This window comes from Dietzia sp. DQ11-71 (assembly GCF_014144995.1).
Lineage (GTDB): Bacteria > Actinomycetota > Actinomycetes > Mycobacteriales > Mycobacteriaceae > Dietzia > Dietzia kunjamensis.
This window is the reverse complement of the sequence record NZ_JAALDT010000036.1, coordinates 1-15,110: the sequence shown is the minus strand read 5'-3', so window position 1 is coordinate 15,110 and position 15,110 is coordinate 1. Positions and strand designations below refer to the sequence as shown.

The 15,110-nt window shown below is 67.3% G+C and carries 17 protein-coding genes and 1 pseudogene; 12 read left to right on the top strand and 6 right to left on the bottom strand.

The annotated features are described in order from the left end of the window. Window positions 1-604 (top strand): ATP-dependent dethiobiotin synthetase BioD (bioD, locus tag G6023_RS01545; RefSeq protein WP_182633909.1); only part of this gene is annotated, 604 nt, incomplete at its 5' end. A gap of 106 nt (window positions 605-710) precedes the next feature. Continuing rightward, window positions 711-1,151 (top strand): hypothetical protein, encoded by a 441-nt coding sequence (locus tag G6023_RS01540; RefSeq protein WP_063972189.1) that lies wholly within the window; start codon window positions 711-713, stop codon window positions 1,149-1,151. Here the strand turns inward: G6023_RS01540 and G6023_RS01535 are convergent. Next, the gene (locus G6023_RS01535) at window positions 1,138-2,304 is read right to left on the bottom strand and encodes an acyl-CoA dehydrogenase family protein (protein ID WP_063972188.1); all 1,167 of its coding nucleotides are present in this window, start codon (window positions 2,302-2,304) and stop codon (window positions 1,138-1,140) included. The two genes, G6023_RS01540 and G6023_RS01535, sit on opposite strands and share 14 nt — an antisense overlap. A gap of 96 nt (window positions 2,305-2,400) precedes the next feature. Here G6023_RS01535 and G6023_RS01530 point away from each other — a divergent pair, with 96 nt between their 5' ends. Both G6023_RS01530 and G6023_RS01525 read left to right on the top strand, forming a co-directional pair. Continuing rightward, window positions 2,401-3,072, top strand: a complete 672-nt coding sequence (locus tag G6023_RS01530; RefSeq protein ID WP_231888827.1) for a TetR/AcrR family transcriptional regulator — start codon at window positions 2,401-2,403, stop codon at window positions 3,070-3,072. 223 nt (window positions 3,073-3,295) lie between these two features. Further along, on the top strand, window positions 3,296-3,997 hold the full coding sequence (locus G6023_RS01525; RefSeq protein ID WP_182633908.1) for a transglutaminase-like domain-containing protein: 702 nt from the start codon (window positions 3,296-3,298) through the stop codon (window positions 3,995-3,997). 63 nt (window positions 3,998-4,060) lie between these two features. Here G6023_RS01525 and G6023_RS01520 read toward each other — a convergent pair whose 3' ends face one another. Further along, the gene (locus G6023_RS01520; protein ID WP_007628314.1) at window positions 4,061-5,071 is read right to left on the bottom strand and encodes an AraC family transcriptional regulator; all 1,011 of its coding nucleotides are present in this window, start codon (window positions 5,069-5,071) and stop codon (window positions 4,061-4,063) included. Window positions 5,072-5,192: 121 nt separating this feature from the next. Between G6023_RS01520 and G6023_RS01515 the strand changes: the two genes are divergently transcribed. From G6023_RS01515 to G6023_RS01495, 5 genes are all read left to right on the top strand, one after another. Next, on the top strand, window positions 5,193-5,513 hold the full coding sequence (locus G6023_RS01515) for a 2Fe-2S iron-sulfur cluster-binding protein (RefSeq protein WP_007628312.1): 321 nt from the start codon (window positions 5,193-5,195) through the stop codon (window positions 5,511-5,513). A gap of 17 nt (window positions 5,514-5,530) precedes the next feature. Beyond that, window positions 5,531-6,919 carry a cytochrome P450 gene (locus tag G6023_RS01510; RefSeq protein ID WP_007628310.1) on the top strand — a complete coding sequence of 463 codons (1,389 nt, stop codon included), beginning with the start codon at window positions 5,531-5,533 and terminating at the stop codon, window positions 6,917-6,919. A 183-nt stretch (window positions 6,920-7,102) separates the two neighbouring features. Then, window positions 7,103-7,360 carry an oxidoreductase C-terminal domain-containing protein gene (locus tag G6023_RS15695; protein ID WP_007628308.1) on the top strand — a complete coding sequence of 86 codons (258 nt, stop codon included), beginning with the start codon at window positions 7,103-7,105 and terminating at the stop codon, window positions 7,358-7,360. A 146-nt stretch (window positions 7,361-7,506) separates the two neighbouring features. After that, window positions 7,507-8,184 carry a lysophospholipid acyltransferase family protein gene (locus tag G6023_RS01500; protein ID WP_227022378.1) on the top strand — a complete coding sequence of 226 codons (678 nt, stop codon included), beginning with the start codon at window positions 7,507-7,509 and terminating at the stop codon, window positions 8,182-8,184. 105 nt (window positions 8,185-8,289) lie between these two features. Continuing rightward, window positions 8,290-8,859: a TetR/AcrR family transcriptional regulator gene (locus G6023_RS01495; protein ID WP_063972255.1), complete on the top strand. Its 570-nt coding sequence runs from the start codon at window positions 8,290-8,292 to the stop codon at window positions 8,857-8,859. A gap of 126 nt (window positions 8,860-8,985) precedes the next feature. Here G6023_RS01495 and G6023_RS01490 read toward each other — a convergent pair whose 3' ends face one another. After that, window positions 8,986-9,336 (bottom strand): ArsR/SmtB family transcription factor, encoded by a 351-nt coding sequence (locus G6023_RS01490; RefSeq protein ID WP_182633907.1) that lies wholly within the window; start codon window positions 9,334-9,336, stop codon window positions 8,986-8,988. A gap of 98 nt (window positions 9,337-9,434) precedes the next feature. Here G6023_RS01490 and arsB point away from each other — a divergent pair, with 98 nt between their 5' ends. The 3 genes and pseudogenes from arsB to G6023_RS16225 all read left to right on the top strand — a co-directional run bounded on the left by arsB (window position 9,435) and on the right by G6023_RS16225 (window position 11,380). Beyond that, on the top strand, window positions 9,435-10,547 hold the full coding sequence (gene arsB, locus G6023_RS01485; RefSeq protein WP_007628295.1) for an ACR3 family arsenite efflux transporter: 1,113 nt from the start codon (window positions 9,435-9,437) through the stop codon (window positions 10,545-10,547). Beyond that, window positions 10,544-10,948 (top strand): annotated as a pseudogene (locus G6023_RS16230) (arsenate-mycothiol transferase ArsC); the annotation flags it as partial. The gene arsB and the pseudogene G6023_RS16230, both read left to right, overlap by 4 nt. A gap of 39 nt (window positions 10,949-10,987) precedes the next feature. Further along, window positions 10,988-11,380: an arsenate reductase ArsC gene (locus G6023_RS16225; protein ID WP_472986410.1), complete on the top strand. Its 393-nt coding sequence runs from the start codon at window positions 10,988-10,990 to the stop codon at window positions 11,378-11,380. Window positions 11,381-11,435: 55 nt separating this feature from the next. On the opposite strand, the gene G6023_RS01475 is transcribed toward G6023_RS16225, so the two are convergent. From G6023_RS01475 to G6023_RS01465, 3 genes are all read right to left on the bottom strand, one after another. After that, window positions 11,436-12,941 carry a glutamine synthetase beta-grasp domain-containing protein gene (locus G6023_RS01475; protein WP_182633906.1) on the bottom strand — a complete coding sequence of 502 codons (1,506 nt, stop codon included), beginning with the start codon at window positions 12,939-12,941 and terminating at the stop codon, window positions 11,436-11,438. Between the two features lie 92 nt (window positions 12,942-13,033). Then, window positions 13,034-13,717: a trimeric intracellular cation channel family protein gene (locus G6023_RS01470; RefSeq protein ID WP_182633905.1), complete on the bottom strand. Its 684-nt coding sequence runs from the start codon at window positions 13,715-13,717 to the stop codon at window positions 13,034-13,036. 15 nt (window positions 13,718-13,732) lie between these two features. Continuing rightward, window positions 13,733-14,713 carry an LLM class flavin-dependent oxidoreductase gene (locus G6023_RS01465; RefSeq protein ID WP_182633904.1) on the bottom strand — a complete coding sequence of 327 codons (981 nt, stop codon included), beginning with the start codon at window positions 14,711-14,713 and terminating at the stop codon, window positions 13,733-13,735. Between the last annotated feature and the right edge of the window lie 397 nt (window positions 14,714-15,110).

Sequence of the window (15,110 nt, the reverse complement as noted above, 5' to 3'; positions counted from 1 at the left end):
CCAGACGGGGCTGGGCCCGGGCGAGCCGGGCGACGCCCACGAGGCCGCGCGCCTGTCCGGTGTGCGGCGGGTGCTGGAGGTCCGTCGGCTGCCCGATCCGCTGGCACCCGAGACCGCCGCCCGCGTCGCCGGCCTGCCGCAGTCCACGCTGCCCGGATTGCTCGACCCGATCCGCGAGTGGCTCGGCGAGCCCCCCGGTGTGGCGTCCGCCGGGTCGCGACTCGACCTCGTCGAGGGCGCCGGCGGTGTGCTCGTGCGACTCGGCCCGGACCTCACCGTCCTCGACCTCGCCCGGTCGCTCGACGCCCCGGTGGTCGTGGTCGCCCGCGCGGGACTGGGCACGCTGTCGGACACCGAGCTCACCATCCGCGCCATCGGGGCCGCGGGTCTACGCTGCGCGGGGATCGTCATCGGCTCCTGGCCGTCCGTCCCGAGTCTCGCCGAGCGCTGCAACCTCGAGGATCTGCCCCGCCTGACCGGAGTCCCGGTGCTCGGTCGGGTCCCCGCGGGTGCCGGTCAGCTCGCCCCGGTCGAGTTCACCAGTCGCGCGCCGGGGTGGTTTCAAGCGTCAAGACTTCTTCAAAGGTGTGGCCTGCTGCGGTGAGCTCGGACAGGGGGCCCTTCCAGAGTGAGGGGCCCACCGAGATGACACCCAGCAGTGAGTGCATCTCGCAGACCGTTCAGCCAGGAATTCCACGACGAGCTGTGGGTTGAACAAGTACCGCGAGACCCACGGTGGCGGTGGCACCGAGACCGAGGTGACGCTCGATGAGCGGGCACGGCTCAAGGAGCTGGAGTACGAGTACCTCGACACCTGCAGAATCGACGCCGCCGAGACCAACCCGGTGGACACGATGAGCGCTCGGCTGGCCGTGTCGACCTCTGGGTTCTACCACTGGCTTTCGCGCCCGACCCCGGCGACAGCGGCCCGCGGACAGACGCCGACGGCCCGGCTGCGGCACTTCTTCGCCGCCACCGACGCCAGGGTGCCGGGAATGAACCGGGGCCAGGGATTGCGTCTGAGCCCAGGCACGCCTCTGATGGACGGTCCAAGCCGTTCCCCGGCACGCGACACACGCCCCGGCGCCCGTCACCACCACGGAATTTGGCGAGGTCAATGTGGCCAGCGGGCCGTCGCTACTGTCCCATGACAGGTGCCGGGAGAGACCGGGCGATGATCTCCTTCATGATCTCGGTGGTGCCGGCGTAGATCTGACTGATCCGCAGGTCGGTCCATGCGCGCGCGATCGGATACTCCTCCATGTAGCCGTAGCCGCCGTGGAGTTGCAGGCAGGTGTCGGCGACTTGCTGAGCGCGTTCGGAGCTCCAGTACTTCGCCATCGCGGCGGTGGGGATGTCCAGTTCGCTCTTGACATGCAGGTCGAGACACTCGTCGATGAAGGCGCGGGTGACGCGGGCTTCGGTGGCGACCTCGGCGAGCTTGAACTTGGTGTTCTGGAATCCGAAGATCGGTTTGCCGAACGCCTCGCGCGTGAGTGTGTACTCGTGTGTCAGGTCCAGCATCAAGTCCATCGACGCGGCGCAACTGACGGCGACGATGAGCCGCTCCTGCGGGAGCTGCATCATGAGCTGGACGAAGCCCTGCCCCTCCTCGGTGCCGAGCAGATTGCTGGAAGGCACACGTACGTCATCGAAGAAGAGCTCGCAGGTGTCTTGCCCCTTGAGGCCGATCTTGCCGAGGAGACGGCCGCGTCGAAATCCTTCGGAGCTGGTCGGCACGATGACCAGTGAGACGCCTGCAGCAGCCTGATCGGGGCTGGTCTTGCAGGCGACGAGCACCATGTCTGCGTGGTAGCCGTTGGTGATGAAGGTCTTGGCTCCGTTGATGACGTAGTCGTCGCCTTCTCTGACTGCCTTCGTCTTGATTCCCTGGAGGTCGGAACCGGTCCCCGGCTCGGTCATCGCAATGGCGGTCACGACCTCGCCGGAGGCCATTTTGGGCAGCCACTCGCGCTTCTGCTCCTCGGTGCCGTAGTGCAGCAGGTAGTGCGCCACGATGCCGCTGTGGAGTGCGGCCCCCCAGCTGCTGTCACCGATGCGGGCCTGCTCCTCGATAAGGATTGCCTCGTGGAAGAAGTTGCCGCCGCCCCCGCCGTACTCCTCGGGAATGGAGGCGCACAACAGGCCGAGCTCGCCGGCGCGGGTCCAGAGTTCGCGGTCGACGCGCTTCTGTTCGATGAACCGCTCGATGTTGGGCTTGATCTCCCTCTCGCAGAACGTCCGGGCGAGTTGACGGAAGTCGTCGAGGTCCTGGTTCATCCAGGGTGAACGGCGGCTGGGCATGGGTCCTCCAGGGAGTATTCGCCGGGTACAGGGTGTGCCCGAAGGCTACGGGTACACCCTGTACCGCGCCAGTCCCTTTCGGGTTAGAATGTGGTCGTGGATCTTGCGAGGTGGGTGGACACGGCCGTGGTGCGCCGATCGACGGCGCACGAATCGCACCGGTCGGCACGGCGAGAGCAGATCGTGGTGGCCGCGGCTCGTGCGATCGAGGAGTACGGTCCCGGCGTCGGTACTGCCCAGATCGCGGAACGGGCGGGGGTTGCGAGGCCTCACGTCTACCGGCACTTCCACAGCAAGGAAGACCTCGAACGAGAAGTGCTCCGATTCGCGGCTGATCAGCTCATCGACACCGTTCGTCCCGCCATGCGCGTGAGCGGTACAGCTCCCACCATCATCGAAGGCGTGATAGGCGCTGCCATCGGATGGGCTGCCGGTCATCCCAACCTGTATCGCTTCATGGCGGCGCGCCAGCAGAACAAGGAAACACACCGGGCCAGGTTGGGGCGCACACGGTTCCTCGGCGAGGTGGTGGCCGCAGCCTCGGCATACATGCGCACATCCGAAGTACAAGTCGATCCCCCGGACGGCGTGATGGCGGGGTTGATGGGCATGGTCGACGCGGGGATCATCTGGTGGCTGGACCACCACGATGAGTCGAAGGAAGAGGTGACCACCCGGATCGCCCATCAAGTTTGGCTGATCATGCGTGATCTCGCCCAGAGCGTAGGGGTTGCTGTGGACAACGACCTTCTGTTGAGCGCGCGATGAGGGACCTCTCGCCCGGAATGGGCGCACCCCGAGCCCGTCGAAGCGGTCCCGCGTTGGAACGGCGACGCCCCGTGTGCGACCGGTGGCTGGAAGAGGTCGGTGACCTGGTGCGGCGGATGCCCGACGTCTGCACCTCGGCAGTGCCCGGCAAGCAGCCGGCCGGCTGGCCGCGCACGGCCGTAGCGCTCAAGACTGACGGTCCGGTCAACACCGCGGTGCGGCGATGACGCCGGCGCCGGGATCGCACCTTGAGGCGACCTTCTTCCTCGATCACGACCACGCTTCGGTACGCGACTTCACCCAGCACGTGATCGCCGGCGCGTCGAGCCCCCGAGAGAGAGCGTCCCTGCTCTTTGCTGCAGTGCGTGACCAAATCTGGTACGACCCCTACTCGGTCTCCGAGGATCCTGAGCATTACCGGGCGAGCCACGTCCTCCAGGCCGGCCGCGCCTACTGCGTGCCCAAGGCGGTGCTACTGGCCGCGGTTCTGCGGGCCGCGGGCATCCCTACCCGACTCGGCTTCGCCGATGTACGGAACCATCTGCAGACCGACACCTTACGAGCCGTCATGGGTGGAACGGATCTGTTCGTCTATCACGGCTATTGCAGCGCCTACATCGACGGACGATGGCTGAAGGCCACACCTGCCTTCAATGTCGAGTTATGCGAACGATTCGGCGTGCCACCGGTCGAATTCGAGGGACGGAGCGACGCGCTCATGCACGCCTTCACCTCCGACGGGACTCGGCACATGGAGTACGTACGAGACCACGGCAACTTCGACGACCTCCCCCTGGGCCGCATTCTGTCCGCTCTCCACCAGGCCTACGGACCTATGGTCACCGCCGCTGCGGGGCCTGACCCTGCCTTCACTCCTCCAGCTACCACCGGTAAGACCACTCCGGAAGGATCCGTGGACTCATAAGGGAGCACCTGGTGAGCCACTCCCGCCGGGCGCGGTCCTTCTTAGGGGCTGCGGAAGTGGTACTCAAGGGTGCTGGTGGGCGCGTCGGAAGTGGCTCGGTGAGCTGCCGGTCCACCCTTTGAAGGCGTGCGAGAAGTTCGTGAGGTCGCTGTAGCCCAGTTCGGCGGCGACCTCACTGACAGACGTGGAGCGGTCGAGCAGCCGTATCCGGGCGCGGTCGAGCAGTGACTCCTGGAGGAGTTCGCGGAAGCTGGTTCCCTCCGCGGCGAGCCGGCGTTTCAGGGTACTCGAGGAGATCGAGAACTCATTCGCGACCGACTGGAGGGTCCTCACCCCGGACCCGTCCTCGAGCAACGCCCGCACTCTGCGGGTGAACTCCGGGCTGCCGCCCTGACGTTCGAGCGCCTGCTGGAGGCTGGTGACGGCGACGTCGTAGGCGACTGGGTCGGGGAAGCGGCAGGCCGCGTGTAGCGTCCGTTCAGGGATGTGCACATAGGACAGGGGGGCGTTGAAGATGAGCCGCGCCCCCGGCCAGGCTTCTCGAGCCCCGCTGCTTGGCTCCGGCCAGCGACTATGCATGGTCACCTCCGACGCGTCGTCGACCAGTCGGTCGACCAACCGCATGAGGGCGAGTCCGCAGTAGGTGACGGCGAGACAGTCCAGGTCGGGGTCTGCCGCGTTCCCGGTGAGCCGGATCGTCAGGTCGTCGCGCTGGGGATCGGACTGGGTGGTGACGGCCTCGGTGATCACGGGAAGATAGGTCAACAGCTGAACGACCTGGGCGACGGTTCCTGCGCTGACCAGCGGCACGCTCAACGGCCCGAAGGACGTGAGCTGGGCCTGTTCCGCGCAGGCGATCCCCAGCTTCGTTGCCTGCTCGGCATCGAGGTCCGGGTAGACCTCGCGAAACCACCGCAGCGGTGCCTGCTCCTGGGTCCGGATCAGAGACAGTTCCCCGGTTCCCTCGCGCGCCATGATGGCACGGAACTGCTCGGCACTGTCCGGATCGATCGCCGGACTGGCCAGCAGCTGCGCGAAGGCAAGCGCTGGGACGCCCGGCTCGCTTCTCTGCACAGCGCTCCTCACGTGACCCGATCTCACAGCAGGATGACACGATTCAACATGGTCATCGCCGATATCAACGACAATACTGGAGAAAATGTCGATGACGTAGTCAATAGTGAGGGAGTTGTAGATGACAGTCGTTACCTTCGTGTCATACGACGGGGAGAAGCACGAGGCGCCCATCGAGGAGGGCTGCTCGCTGATGCAGGTCGCCACGAACAACGCCATTCCGGGCATCGATGGTGACTGCGGCGGAGAGGCCGCATGCGGCACCTGCCACGTGATCGTCGATTCCGCCTGGGCCGCCAAGGTCGGCCCCTCCGGCCCGGAGGAGGAGGAGATGCTGTCGATGAACCCCGAGCGAGAGCCGACGTCGCGACTGTCGTGCCAAGTCCAGGTCTCCCGGTCATGGGACGGCTTGACCGTGCAGTTGCCTGAATTCCAGATGTAACAGGAGGTGTTGACGAGATGAAGATCCCTGACGCAGTGAAGACGAAGGTCGACGCCGCCATACCCCTGGATCGCCAGGTCCAGGCCGCGCACCTCTACGACAAGAGCCGACGTTGGTTGACGGGCACGAACGGGCAGAAGATGTTCGTCGAACGCCCGATCCCGCCGGTCGAAGAACTCGCGCTCGAAGACATCGACCTCAGCAACCCCTTCCTGTACCGACAGGGGCAGTGGGCCCCCTACTTCGAGCGCCTGCGTAACGAGGCCCCGGTGCACTACCAGCCCAACAGTCCGTTCGGGCCGTTCTGGTCGGTGACGCGGCACGCCGACATCATCGCTGTGGACAAGAACCACGAGGCCTTCTCCGCCGAGCCCCTGATCGTCATCGGGGCGCCGCCGCGGTTCATGGACATCGCCATGTTCATCGCCATGGATCCGCCCAGGCACGACGTTCAACGGCGCGCCGTCCAAGGCGTGGTGGCTCCCAAGAACCTGCGCGAGATGGAGGGCCTCATCCGGGAGCGCGTCAGGGACGTCCTGGACAACCTGCCCGTCAACGAGCCTTTCGACTGGGTGAGGACGGTGTCGATCGAGCTCACCGCGCGCATGCTGGCGACCTTGCTGGACTTCCCCTACGAGCAGCGCCACAAGCTTGTCGAGTGGTCGGACCTGGCCACCTCCATGGAGCAGGCCAATGGAGGGCCCTCCGACAACGACGAGCTGTTCAAGGGCATGGTCGACATGGCGCGTGGACTCAGCGCACTGTGGCATGACAAGGCCGCCCGCCTGGCGGAGGGAGAAGAGCCGGGTTTCGACCTGATCACGATGCTGCAGAGCGACGAGGCCACCAAGGACCTGATCAAGCGACCAATGGAGTTCGCCGGCAACCTGATCCTGCTCATCGTCGGGGGCAACGACACCACCCGCAACTCGATGAGTGGGGGGGTTCTCGCGCTCAACCAGTTCCCCGACCAGTTCGAGAAGCTGAAGGCCAATCCGGATCTGATCCCCAACATGGTCTCGGAGATCATCCGCTGGCAGACCCCTCTTGCCTACATGCGGCGGATCGCCAAGACCGACACCGTGGTGAACGGCCAGTTCATCCGCAAGGGTGACAAGGTGGTCATGTGGTACGCGTCAGGTAACCGGGACGAGTCCGTGTTCGAGCGGCCGGACGAGTTGATCATCGACCGGCCCAACGCCCGCAACCACATCGCTTTCGGGTTCGGCGTCCATCGGTGCATGGGCAACCGATTGGCCGAGCTGCAGTTGCGGATCCTCTGGGAGGAGCTGCTCCCACGCTTCGAGAGGATCGATGTCGTCGGTGAGCCGGAGTACGTGCAGTCCAACTTCGTTCGCGGCATCAGCAAGCTGATGGTCGAGCTCACCCCCAAGGGAACCGGATGAGTTCGGGGCGCGCGGTGGTGGTCGGCGCCAGCCATGCCGGCGCGCAGTCGGCCACCCGCCTCCGCCGGGAGGGTTGGTCCGGTGACATCGTGGGCCGGTGACGAGCCGATGTTGCCCTACCAGCGACCTCCTTCTCGAAGACCTGTGGAAGGAACAAGGACGATCTGTGGAAGGGACAAGAAGGTGTCGGCGCTCCCATGGTCCCGGTCGGACCAGTACGACCACAAGCTGCGGATCGCGGGACTCAACAACGGTTATGACGACATCGTCCTGAGCGGTGACCCCACCTCTGACCGAAACCGCACCTGCTACTACCTCAGGCAGGGCGAGCCGGTCGCCGCTGACAGCGTCAACCGCCCCGGGGACTCCATGACCACCAACGGCATTCTCGGCCAAGTCGCCGTCGACACGACTGCCCTGACACCGGAGGTGGCGGTGTGAGCAAGCAGACCGACCACTGGTCGTGGTCACCACCGAACGTCTGACCCCCGAGGTGAACAAGGATGGTTTGGAGGTCGACGGCAGGGCCCGCGATGAGACTTCTGCCTTTCGTTCCGGGCGCCCGTGACTCGCATCAGTCCGCAGGCGTGCGACGCGCACCCGCGGACGCCCGCGGCCCTGCATGGTGGCTCGCGTTGGTCGTCTGCAAACCCCTTCTGCTGCTCGTCAGGAGAGCGGACTGGCGCGGTACAGAGCGCCTTCCCGGGTCGGGGGGCGCAGTACTGGCGGCCAACCATGTCTCCCAAGCCGACCCGCTCTTCCTCGCGGAGATGGTCCTCGCCCAGGGCCGGACCCCCCGGTTCATGGCAAAATCGAGCCTGTTTCAGAGCAGAGCAGTGGGCTGGTGGTTTCGGTCGGCCGGCCACGTCCAGGTCGACCGCTCCGACGGGCGAGCCGGGATCCGCGCCGCGATCGAAGCAGTGGATCGCGGCGCCCTCGTCGTCGTCTACCCGGAGGGATCGATCACGAACCGACCGGATGCACGTCTGATGTCGCTCAGGTCGGGTGCTGTTCGCATCGCGCTCGAGACGTCAGTCCCATTGATCCCCGTCGCCCAATGGGGTGTGCAGGCCATCGCGCCAGCTTACGAAGGAAGGGTGGTGCTGGGCCGCCGTCGTCGGGTCACCCTGCTGGTCGGGGACCCGGTCCCGCTCGAGGACCTCCGAGAATTGCCGACGGCGACGGGAGCCGCTGCGGGTGTGCAAAGACTTCAGGACACCCTCGCAGCGATGGTCGACCAACTGGCCGACGAGCACGCTAGGTAGCGTGTGGCCGTGTCCAAGTCAGTGACGCGAGTCGATCGCGAGACAGGAATCGCTAACCTTTCTGTCATGCGGGCACCGTCAATGCGCGAACGATTCAAGGAGCACATGCGCCTGGCTGTCCTCGAGGCTGCCCACGACCTGACTGTCGACCGCGGCTGGGACCGGGTGCGCATGGGGCAGGTGGCTGATCGTGCCGGGGTGTCGCGGGCGGCTCTGTACAAGGAGTTCGGTGACAAGGCCGGCCTCGGAGAAGCCGTCGTACTCCGGGAGGCCTCGCACTTCCTCGAGGGCATCCGGGGCGCGCTGGAGGCGCACATCGGCGATGCGAAGCGAGGCATCGCAGCCGCCGTCGACTACACCTTGAACGAGGCCGGGCGCAGCCCCCTGCTCAAGGCGGTGCTCATCTCCAACCGTGACCTTGATGCGGGAGGTCAGGCGTCCACGGGGATGCTCCCGCTGCTCACGACATCCGCGCCGCTTCTCGACCTCGCCTCCGACACCCTGGCCGGATGGGTCGCGGAGAGTTATCCGGGTCTCCCCCCGGGCGATGTCATCGACGCGGCCGACACCCTGGTGCGCCTGACGGTCAGTCATCTTGCGCTCCCCAAGTGGGACCGAACCGCGACAGCGCGGAAGATCTCCGAGGTCGCCGTCCGGTTCCTCTCACTCGAATAGTGACCTACGCCGGGCGTCGGGAGCCTGCCGTCCGGCCACCACTCCGGGCAACCGCTCACTTCTCGACTCCACCGCGCACTTCCGCGCCATGCGAAAGCACACCACAGGGCAGGGGTCGTCACCCGGTCACGACAGGTCCAGAAAGCTGCGCAGGTCGTTGAAGGACTCGCGCACCACGGTGTAGTGCGCCCACTTACCGCGCTGCTCGCGGACCAGCAGCCCGGCCTCGACGAGCTTCTTGAGATGGTGGCTGATCGTCGGCTGGCTGATGCCGACCACCTCGAGCAGATCGCAGGCGCACACCGAGTCACACCCCTGCGCCGCGATATGCGACAGGAGGCGCAACCGCATAGGGTCCGCGAGCGCCTTGAGTCGCGCCGACATCCGCTCGGCGGTCGGCGCGTCCACCGGGCCCGCCGACATCGAGCAACACGCGTCCTGCACCGGGGCCGACAGGCCGGGTTCCACTGTTGTCATCGTCCACCTCACCTGACCCCGAAGATACATTGACACTCACCGATATGTCAGCCTAGCCTCCCCCATAGACAATCATCGATCTAAGGACGTTCTCCCGGATGAGCACCATGATGACCGGGCCCGGCGTGGCACCGGTCGCCAAGAAGATGTCGTTCCTCGACCGCTGGCTGGCCCTCTGGATCCTCACGGCGATGGCCGTCGGGCTACTGCTCGGACGGTTCATCCCCGGTCTCGACCGGGTACTGGACTCGGTGAAGGTCGGCGGGATCTCCGTCCCGATCGCCATCGGACTCCTGGTGATGATGTACCCGGTGCTCGCCAAGGTCCGCTACGACGAGACCCACAGGGTCACCGGCGACCGGAAGCTGCTCACGCTGTCCCTGTTCCTCAACTGGGTGCTCGGCCCGGCGTTCATGTTCACCCTCGCGTGGGTCTTCCTGCCCGACCTGCCGGAGTTCCGTACCGGGTTGATCATCGTGGGGCTGGCCCGCTGCATCGCCATGGTGTTCATCTGGAACGACCTGGCCTGCGGGGACCGGGAGGCCGCCGCGGTGCTGGTGGCCATCAACTCGGTGTTCCAGGTCGTGGCGTTCGGCGCCCTGGGCTGGTTCTACCTGCAACTGCTGCCCTCCTGGCTGGGCCTGGAGACCACGACGGCCGAGTTCTCGGTGTGGGCGATCGTGCTCTCGGTGCTGGTGTTCCTCGGCATCCCGCTGTTGGCCGGCTTCCTCACCCGGATTCTCGGTGAGCGGGCCAAGGGTCGTGAGTGGTACGAGGAGACGTTCCTCCCCCGGATCGGACCGTGGGCCCTGTACGGGCTGCTGTTCACCATCGTCCTACTGTTCGCCATGCAGGGCGAGGCCATCACCTCCCAGCCGCTCGACGTGGCGCGGATGGCCGTACCCCTCCTGCTGTACTTCGTCCTCATGTTCGCCCTCAGCCTGTTCGCCTCGCGGGCGGTGGGGCTGAACTACGCGAAGTCGACCAGCGTGGCCTTCACCGCGTCGGGCAACAACTTCGAACTGGCGATCGCGGTGTCGATCGGCACCTTCGGCATCGCCTCCGGCCAGGCCCTCGCGGGCGTGGTCGGGCCGCTCATCGAGGTCCCGGTCCTGATCGGGCTCGTTTACGTGGCACTGTGGGCCGGACCGAAACTCTTCCCGGGCGACCCGACGCTGCCCGATCGTTCGGTGACCGGAACCCGCTCATGACGGGGGAGCAGAAGACCGGTCGCGTGCCCGGCGTTCTGTTCGTGTGCGTCAAGAACGGCGGCAAATCCCAGATGGCGGCGGCGCTCATGCGCCTGCACGCCGGCGACGCCGTCGCCGTCCATTCGGCGGGCACGACGCCCGGCTCGGCGGTCAACGCGCTCGCCGCGGAGGCGGTCGCCGAGGTCGGCGCCGACATGTCCGGTGAGACCCCCACGGCCGTCGACCCCGACCTGCTGCGGCAGGTGGACCGGGTGATCGTCCTGGGCGATGAGGCCGCCGGGGAGATCGACGACGACGAGGTCAGCGCGTTCGATATCTGGCACACCGACGAGCCGTCGCACCGCGGCATCGAGGGCATGGAGCGGATGCGTCTGGTCCGCGACGACATCGATCGCCGCGTCCGCACCCTGCTCGCAGAGCTGACCGATTCCAGGCCCCGCGTGCTGTTCGTCTGCGTCCACAACGCCGGGCGCTCCCAGATGGCCGCCGGCTACCTGTCCCACCTGGCCGGAGGACGAATCGACGTCCTGTCGGCCGGGTCGGCACCCAAGGATCAGATCAACCCGGTCGCCGTCGAGGCGATGGCCGAGGACGGCGTCGACATCACCTCGGCCACGCCGAAGATCCTCACCACCGACGCCGTCCGCGCGTCCGACGTGGTCATCACCATGGGCTGCGGCGACGCGTGCCCGGTCTTCCCCGGCAAGCGGTACGAGGACTGGGAGCTGGCGGACCCGGCGGGCCAGGGAATCGAGGCCGTCCGGCCGATCCGTGACGCGATCAAGCGGCGGGTCAGCGCGCTGATCTCCGAACTGCTCGAGACCGAGTCGTAGCGGACGGGCAGGGGGCAGGCCCGCTCCCCCGGGCCACCTCGCCGACCGGGCGGGCTCAGCCGACGTGCCAGTGACGGCGGATGAGCTCCTCCCGGTCGGCGTCGCCGTTTCCGGAGTCGCCCACCTCGTCGTCGTCGTCATCGTTGTCGTCGTCATCCTCGTCGCCATCACCGCGTAGCCCCGCGAGCACCGAGTCGATGAGCGCGGCGGGGAACACACCGTCGGCCTCGAACATCTCGCGCTCGGCCTCCAGCACGTCGGCCGACTCCGCGCACGAGGTGGGCAGGGTCTCGAAGTCCTCGCCGTCGGCGGCGTTGAGGCGCTCGGCCTGCTCCAGGCTGCCCGGGTCGTCGAGCCCGCGCCTGGCCGCCACGGCCATACCCGCCAGGAGCAGGTGCACGTCGGCTGAGCCGTCCGCGAGTCGGAACTCGACTGTCTGCGGGTGCACCGCGGGTTCGGGGATCGGCTCGGAGCTGCCGGGGTTGGCGTGGGCGACCATGTCGGCCAGGACGTCGCCACCCCAGGCGAGCGGGACCCGGACCAGGCCGGTACGGTCCTGCATCCCCCAGCAGATGTCCTCGGGCGACTCCTCGCCCTCGGCGAATCGCAGGTAGGACGTGGGGACGGTGTTGCCGAACGCGGACAGCGCCCGGGCGGCCGAGAGGTAGCCGGCGATCAGTCGGCGCGCGGTGTCGGTGATGCCGGCGTCGTCGACGATGACGTTGGTGCCGTCGCGCACCAGGCGGCTGTGGATGTGCAGGCCGTTGCCCGCGCCGTCGCCGCTCACCAACGGGGCGAAGGTCGCCTCCAGGCCGTGGGCGTAGGCGACCTCACGCACCACCCACTTGGTGAGGACGATGGCGTCGGCGGCCTGCTCCAGCGGGACGGGCTGGAGTTCGATCTCGTGCTGGACCAGCTGGCGGTCGTCCTCCAAGATGTTGCCGACCTCGCCGTGCACGTACTTCATCGCGACCCCCATCTCGCGGAGGTGCCCCAGCACCTGCTCGCGGACCCGCTCGTGCTTGGAGAAGGGCGCCGACTCCTGGTAGCCGCGTTCGGACTCGACGGGGTAGATCGGCTCGGGATCGGCGGCGAGATAATACTCCAGCTCACCGAAGGCCTCGAGCGTCATGCCGGTCTGGAGCGTCAACACCTCGGCGGCGCGGCGCACGACCTGTTCGCGCGCGTAGGGCAGCGGCGTGCCGTCCTCGCGGTAGAAGGAACACAGCACGTCGAGCGAGGTCCGCTCGCCGAAGGGGTTGAGGAAGGCGGTGCGGTGCCTCGGGACGATGTAGACGTCACTGGCGTCGGTGTCGGTCCCGGGGAAGACGCTCGAGCCGTCCACGCGCTCGCCTCGTGTCAGAACCTCGTGGAGGTGCTGGCGGGAGTTGATGGGGAAGGCCAGGGTCTTCAGACGGCCGTCGCCGCCGACGTAGCGCAGGTTCACCTGCTCCAGTCCCAGCTCTTCGACCGCCCGGACGAGGGCGTTCGCGGTGAACTCCGCCGAAGGCATGCCGAGCAGGCGGACGAGGGGGTGGGGTTCGAATGCGTCGATGGGCATGCCTCGTTCTATCAGCGGCAGGGCCGGCCCGCTTCCGGTCGACCGGGCCCACGCGTGGCCGGGGGCGCGCCGTCATTGACGAGCCCGAGGTGTCAGTCCAGGTCCTTGGACCAGCCCCGGATACTCCAGCGATGCCGACGACGTCCACGTGGACGGTGCTCGGTCTCCTGGTAGTAGTCGAACACCGGTAGACCGAGCTTGAAGCGGATCGCGGCAACTCGGAGGCCGAACCCCACGACCAGGGTGATCACCGCGCCCCAGTTCTCCGGGACGCCCGCGGCCGAGAGGCCCACGAAGAGCAGCGCGGCCAGGATGGCGATACTGGCGTACAGCTCCTGCCGGAACACCAGCGGTACCCGGTCGCACAGCAGGTCACGCATGACCCCACCGAAGACGCCCGTGATGACCGCGGCGGCGACGGCGATGATGACGCCGTGTCCCATCTCCAGGGCGATCCGGGCGCCGATGATCGCGAAGACCGCCAGACCGAGGGCGTCGAGCCCCAGGAAGAGCACCCTGAAGTGCCGCATGATCGGGGCGACGACCACGGTGACGACCGCGGCCAGCGCCACCAGCGCGAGGTAGGACGGGTGCGCCACCCAGATGAGCGGATAGTGGCCCAGCAGGACGTCTCGAATCGAGCCGCCGCCGATGGCGGTGACGCACGCGACGATCACCACCCCGAACAGGTCCATGCGCTCGCGACCGGCGGCCAGCGCGCCGGTCATCGCCTCCGCGGTGATACCGATGAGGAACAGTATGGTGAGGAATTCCACGGGTGCGACGCGTGATTAGAACCAGAGGTCGGCGAGCAGCTCGATCGACCGGTTCCGCACGGCCGGGTCGTAGGCGTAGGTGACGGTGATGAGCTCGTCGGCGTCGGTGCGCTCGACGAACTCCTCGAGCTGCGCCTTGACCGTCGCGGGGGAGCCCACGGCGCTGATCTCGAGCATCGCGGGCGTGCTGCCGGCGAACTCCGACGGGTCGACGGGCGGCTGGATCTTCCGGCTGCGCCCGGCCCGCAGGTCGAGGAACATCTGCTGAAGCGTGGTGAACTGCCGCTGCGCCTCCTCGTCCGTGTCGGCCACGACGACGTTGATACCGGCCATCACCTGCGGCTTGTCGAGGCGCGCGGTGGGCGCCTCGGTGCTGAACGAGTCGCGGTAGACGCGGATGGCGTCGTCGATCTGGTCGGGCGCGAAGTGCGAGGCCAGCGAGAACGGGAGCCCCAGCTGACCGGCGATCGAGGCGCCGTTGACGGTGGAGCCGAGCACCCAGATCGGCACCTCCGTGTTCTGCGAGACCGACGACAGGATCGGGGTGCTGCGCGCCGTGCCCTCCTCGCCGAACCAGCCCTGCAGATCGTAGATGTGCCGGGCGAAGGCCTGCGGCTCGGCGGACGAGCGGCTCAGCGCCTGCGCGGTCATGCCGTCGGTGCCGGGCGCGCGGCCGAGGCCGAGGTCGATGCGGTCACCGTGGATGTTGGCCAGCGTGCCGTACTGCTCGGCCACCATGAGCGGCGCGTGGTTGGGCAGCATGACGCCGCCGGAGCCCACGCGGATCCGCTCGGTCACCGACGCGGCCTGGGAGATGAGGAGCGCCGTGGCGCTGGAGGCGAGGTTGGGGGTGTTGTGGTGCTCGGCGAACCACAGGCGCGAGTAGCCGAGCCGGTCGGCGAGCGTGGCGGACTCCATCGAGGCGGCGATGCCCTCACGCGCGGTGGAGCCCTCCGAGATGGAGACCAGGTCGAGGATGCTCAAGGGGACCGACACAAACACACCTTTTTCTACGTTCACCGTTGCATTAAGGGCCGTGGTGGCCCACGCCCAGAGGCTACCGATCCGCCCATGTCGGTGACGGATCACCGATCTCCACTGGTAGCCCGGGCCACCATTCCCTGCCGGCGTGCCAGAGCCACCAAACTGCTTCCATCCGATCCAGTTCGGTTCGGAGCGGATGCCCGAACCAGCAGTTCCGGCCTACCGCGCGACCTTCCTAGACCGCCGACCGAGGACTCGTTCACCTACGTGTACGGAGCTGACGGCGGAGTTCGCGGCCAACTTCTAGGTCGGGCGGGCCGAGGCAAGAGGGAATCTGCCGCCCGCGTCGCAGGGTGCCCCATCGCTCGGTGTATTAGCCCCGGTGATTCACGGGGATCTGCGGATCGCT

Coding starts and splice junctions, on each gene's coding strand:
- G6023_RS01535 (WP_063972188.1), bottom strand. CDS start 2,304: ATGCCCAGCCGCCGTTCACCCTGGATGAACCAGGACCTCGACGACTTC.
- G6023_RS01525 (WP_182633908.1), top strand. CDS start 3,296: ATGACGCCGGCGCCGGGATCGCACCTTGAGGCGACCTTCTTCCTCGAT.
- G6023_RS01515 (WP_007628312.1), top strand. CDS start 5,193: ATGACAGTCGTTACCTTCGTGTCATACGACGGGGAGAAGCACGAGGCG.
- G6023_RS01510 (WP_007628310.1), top strand. CDS start 5,531: ATGAAGATCCCTGACGCAGTGAAGACGAAGGTCGACGCCGCCATACCC.
- G6023_RS01495 (WP_063972255.1), top strand. CDS start 8,290: ATGCGCCTGGCTGTCCTCGAGGCTGCCCACGACCTGACTGTCGACCGC.
- G6023_RS01490 (WP_182633907.1), bottom strand. CDS start 9,336: ATGACAACAGTGGAACCCGGCCTGTCGGCCCCGGTGCAGGACGCGTGT.
- arsB (WP_007628295.1), top strand. CDS start 9,435: ATGAGCACCATGATGACCGGGCCCGGCGTGGCACCGGTCGCCAAGAAG.
- G6023_RS01475 (WP_182633906.1), bottom strand. CDS start 12,941: ATGCCCATCGACGCATTCGAACCCCACCCCCTCGTCCGCCTGCTCGGC.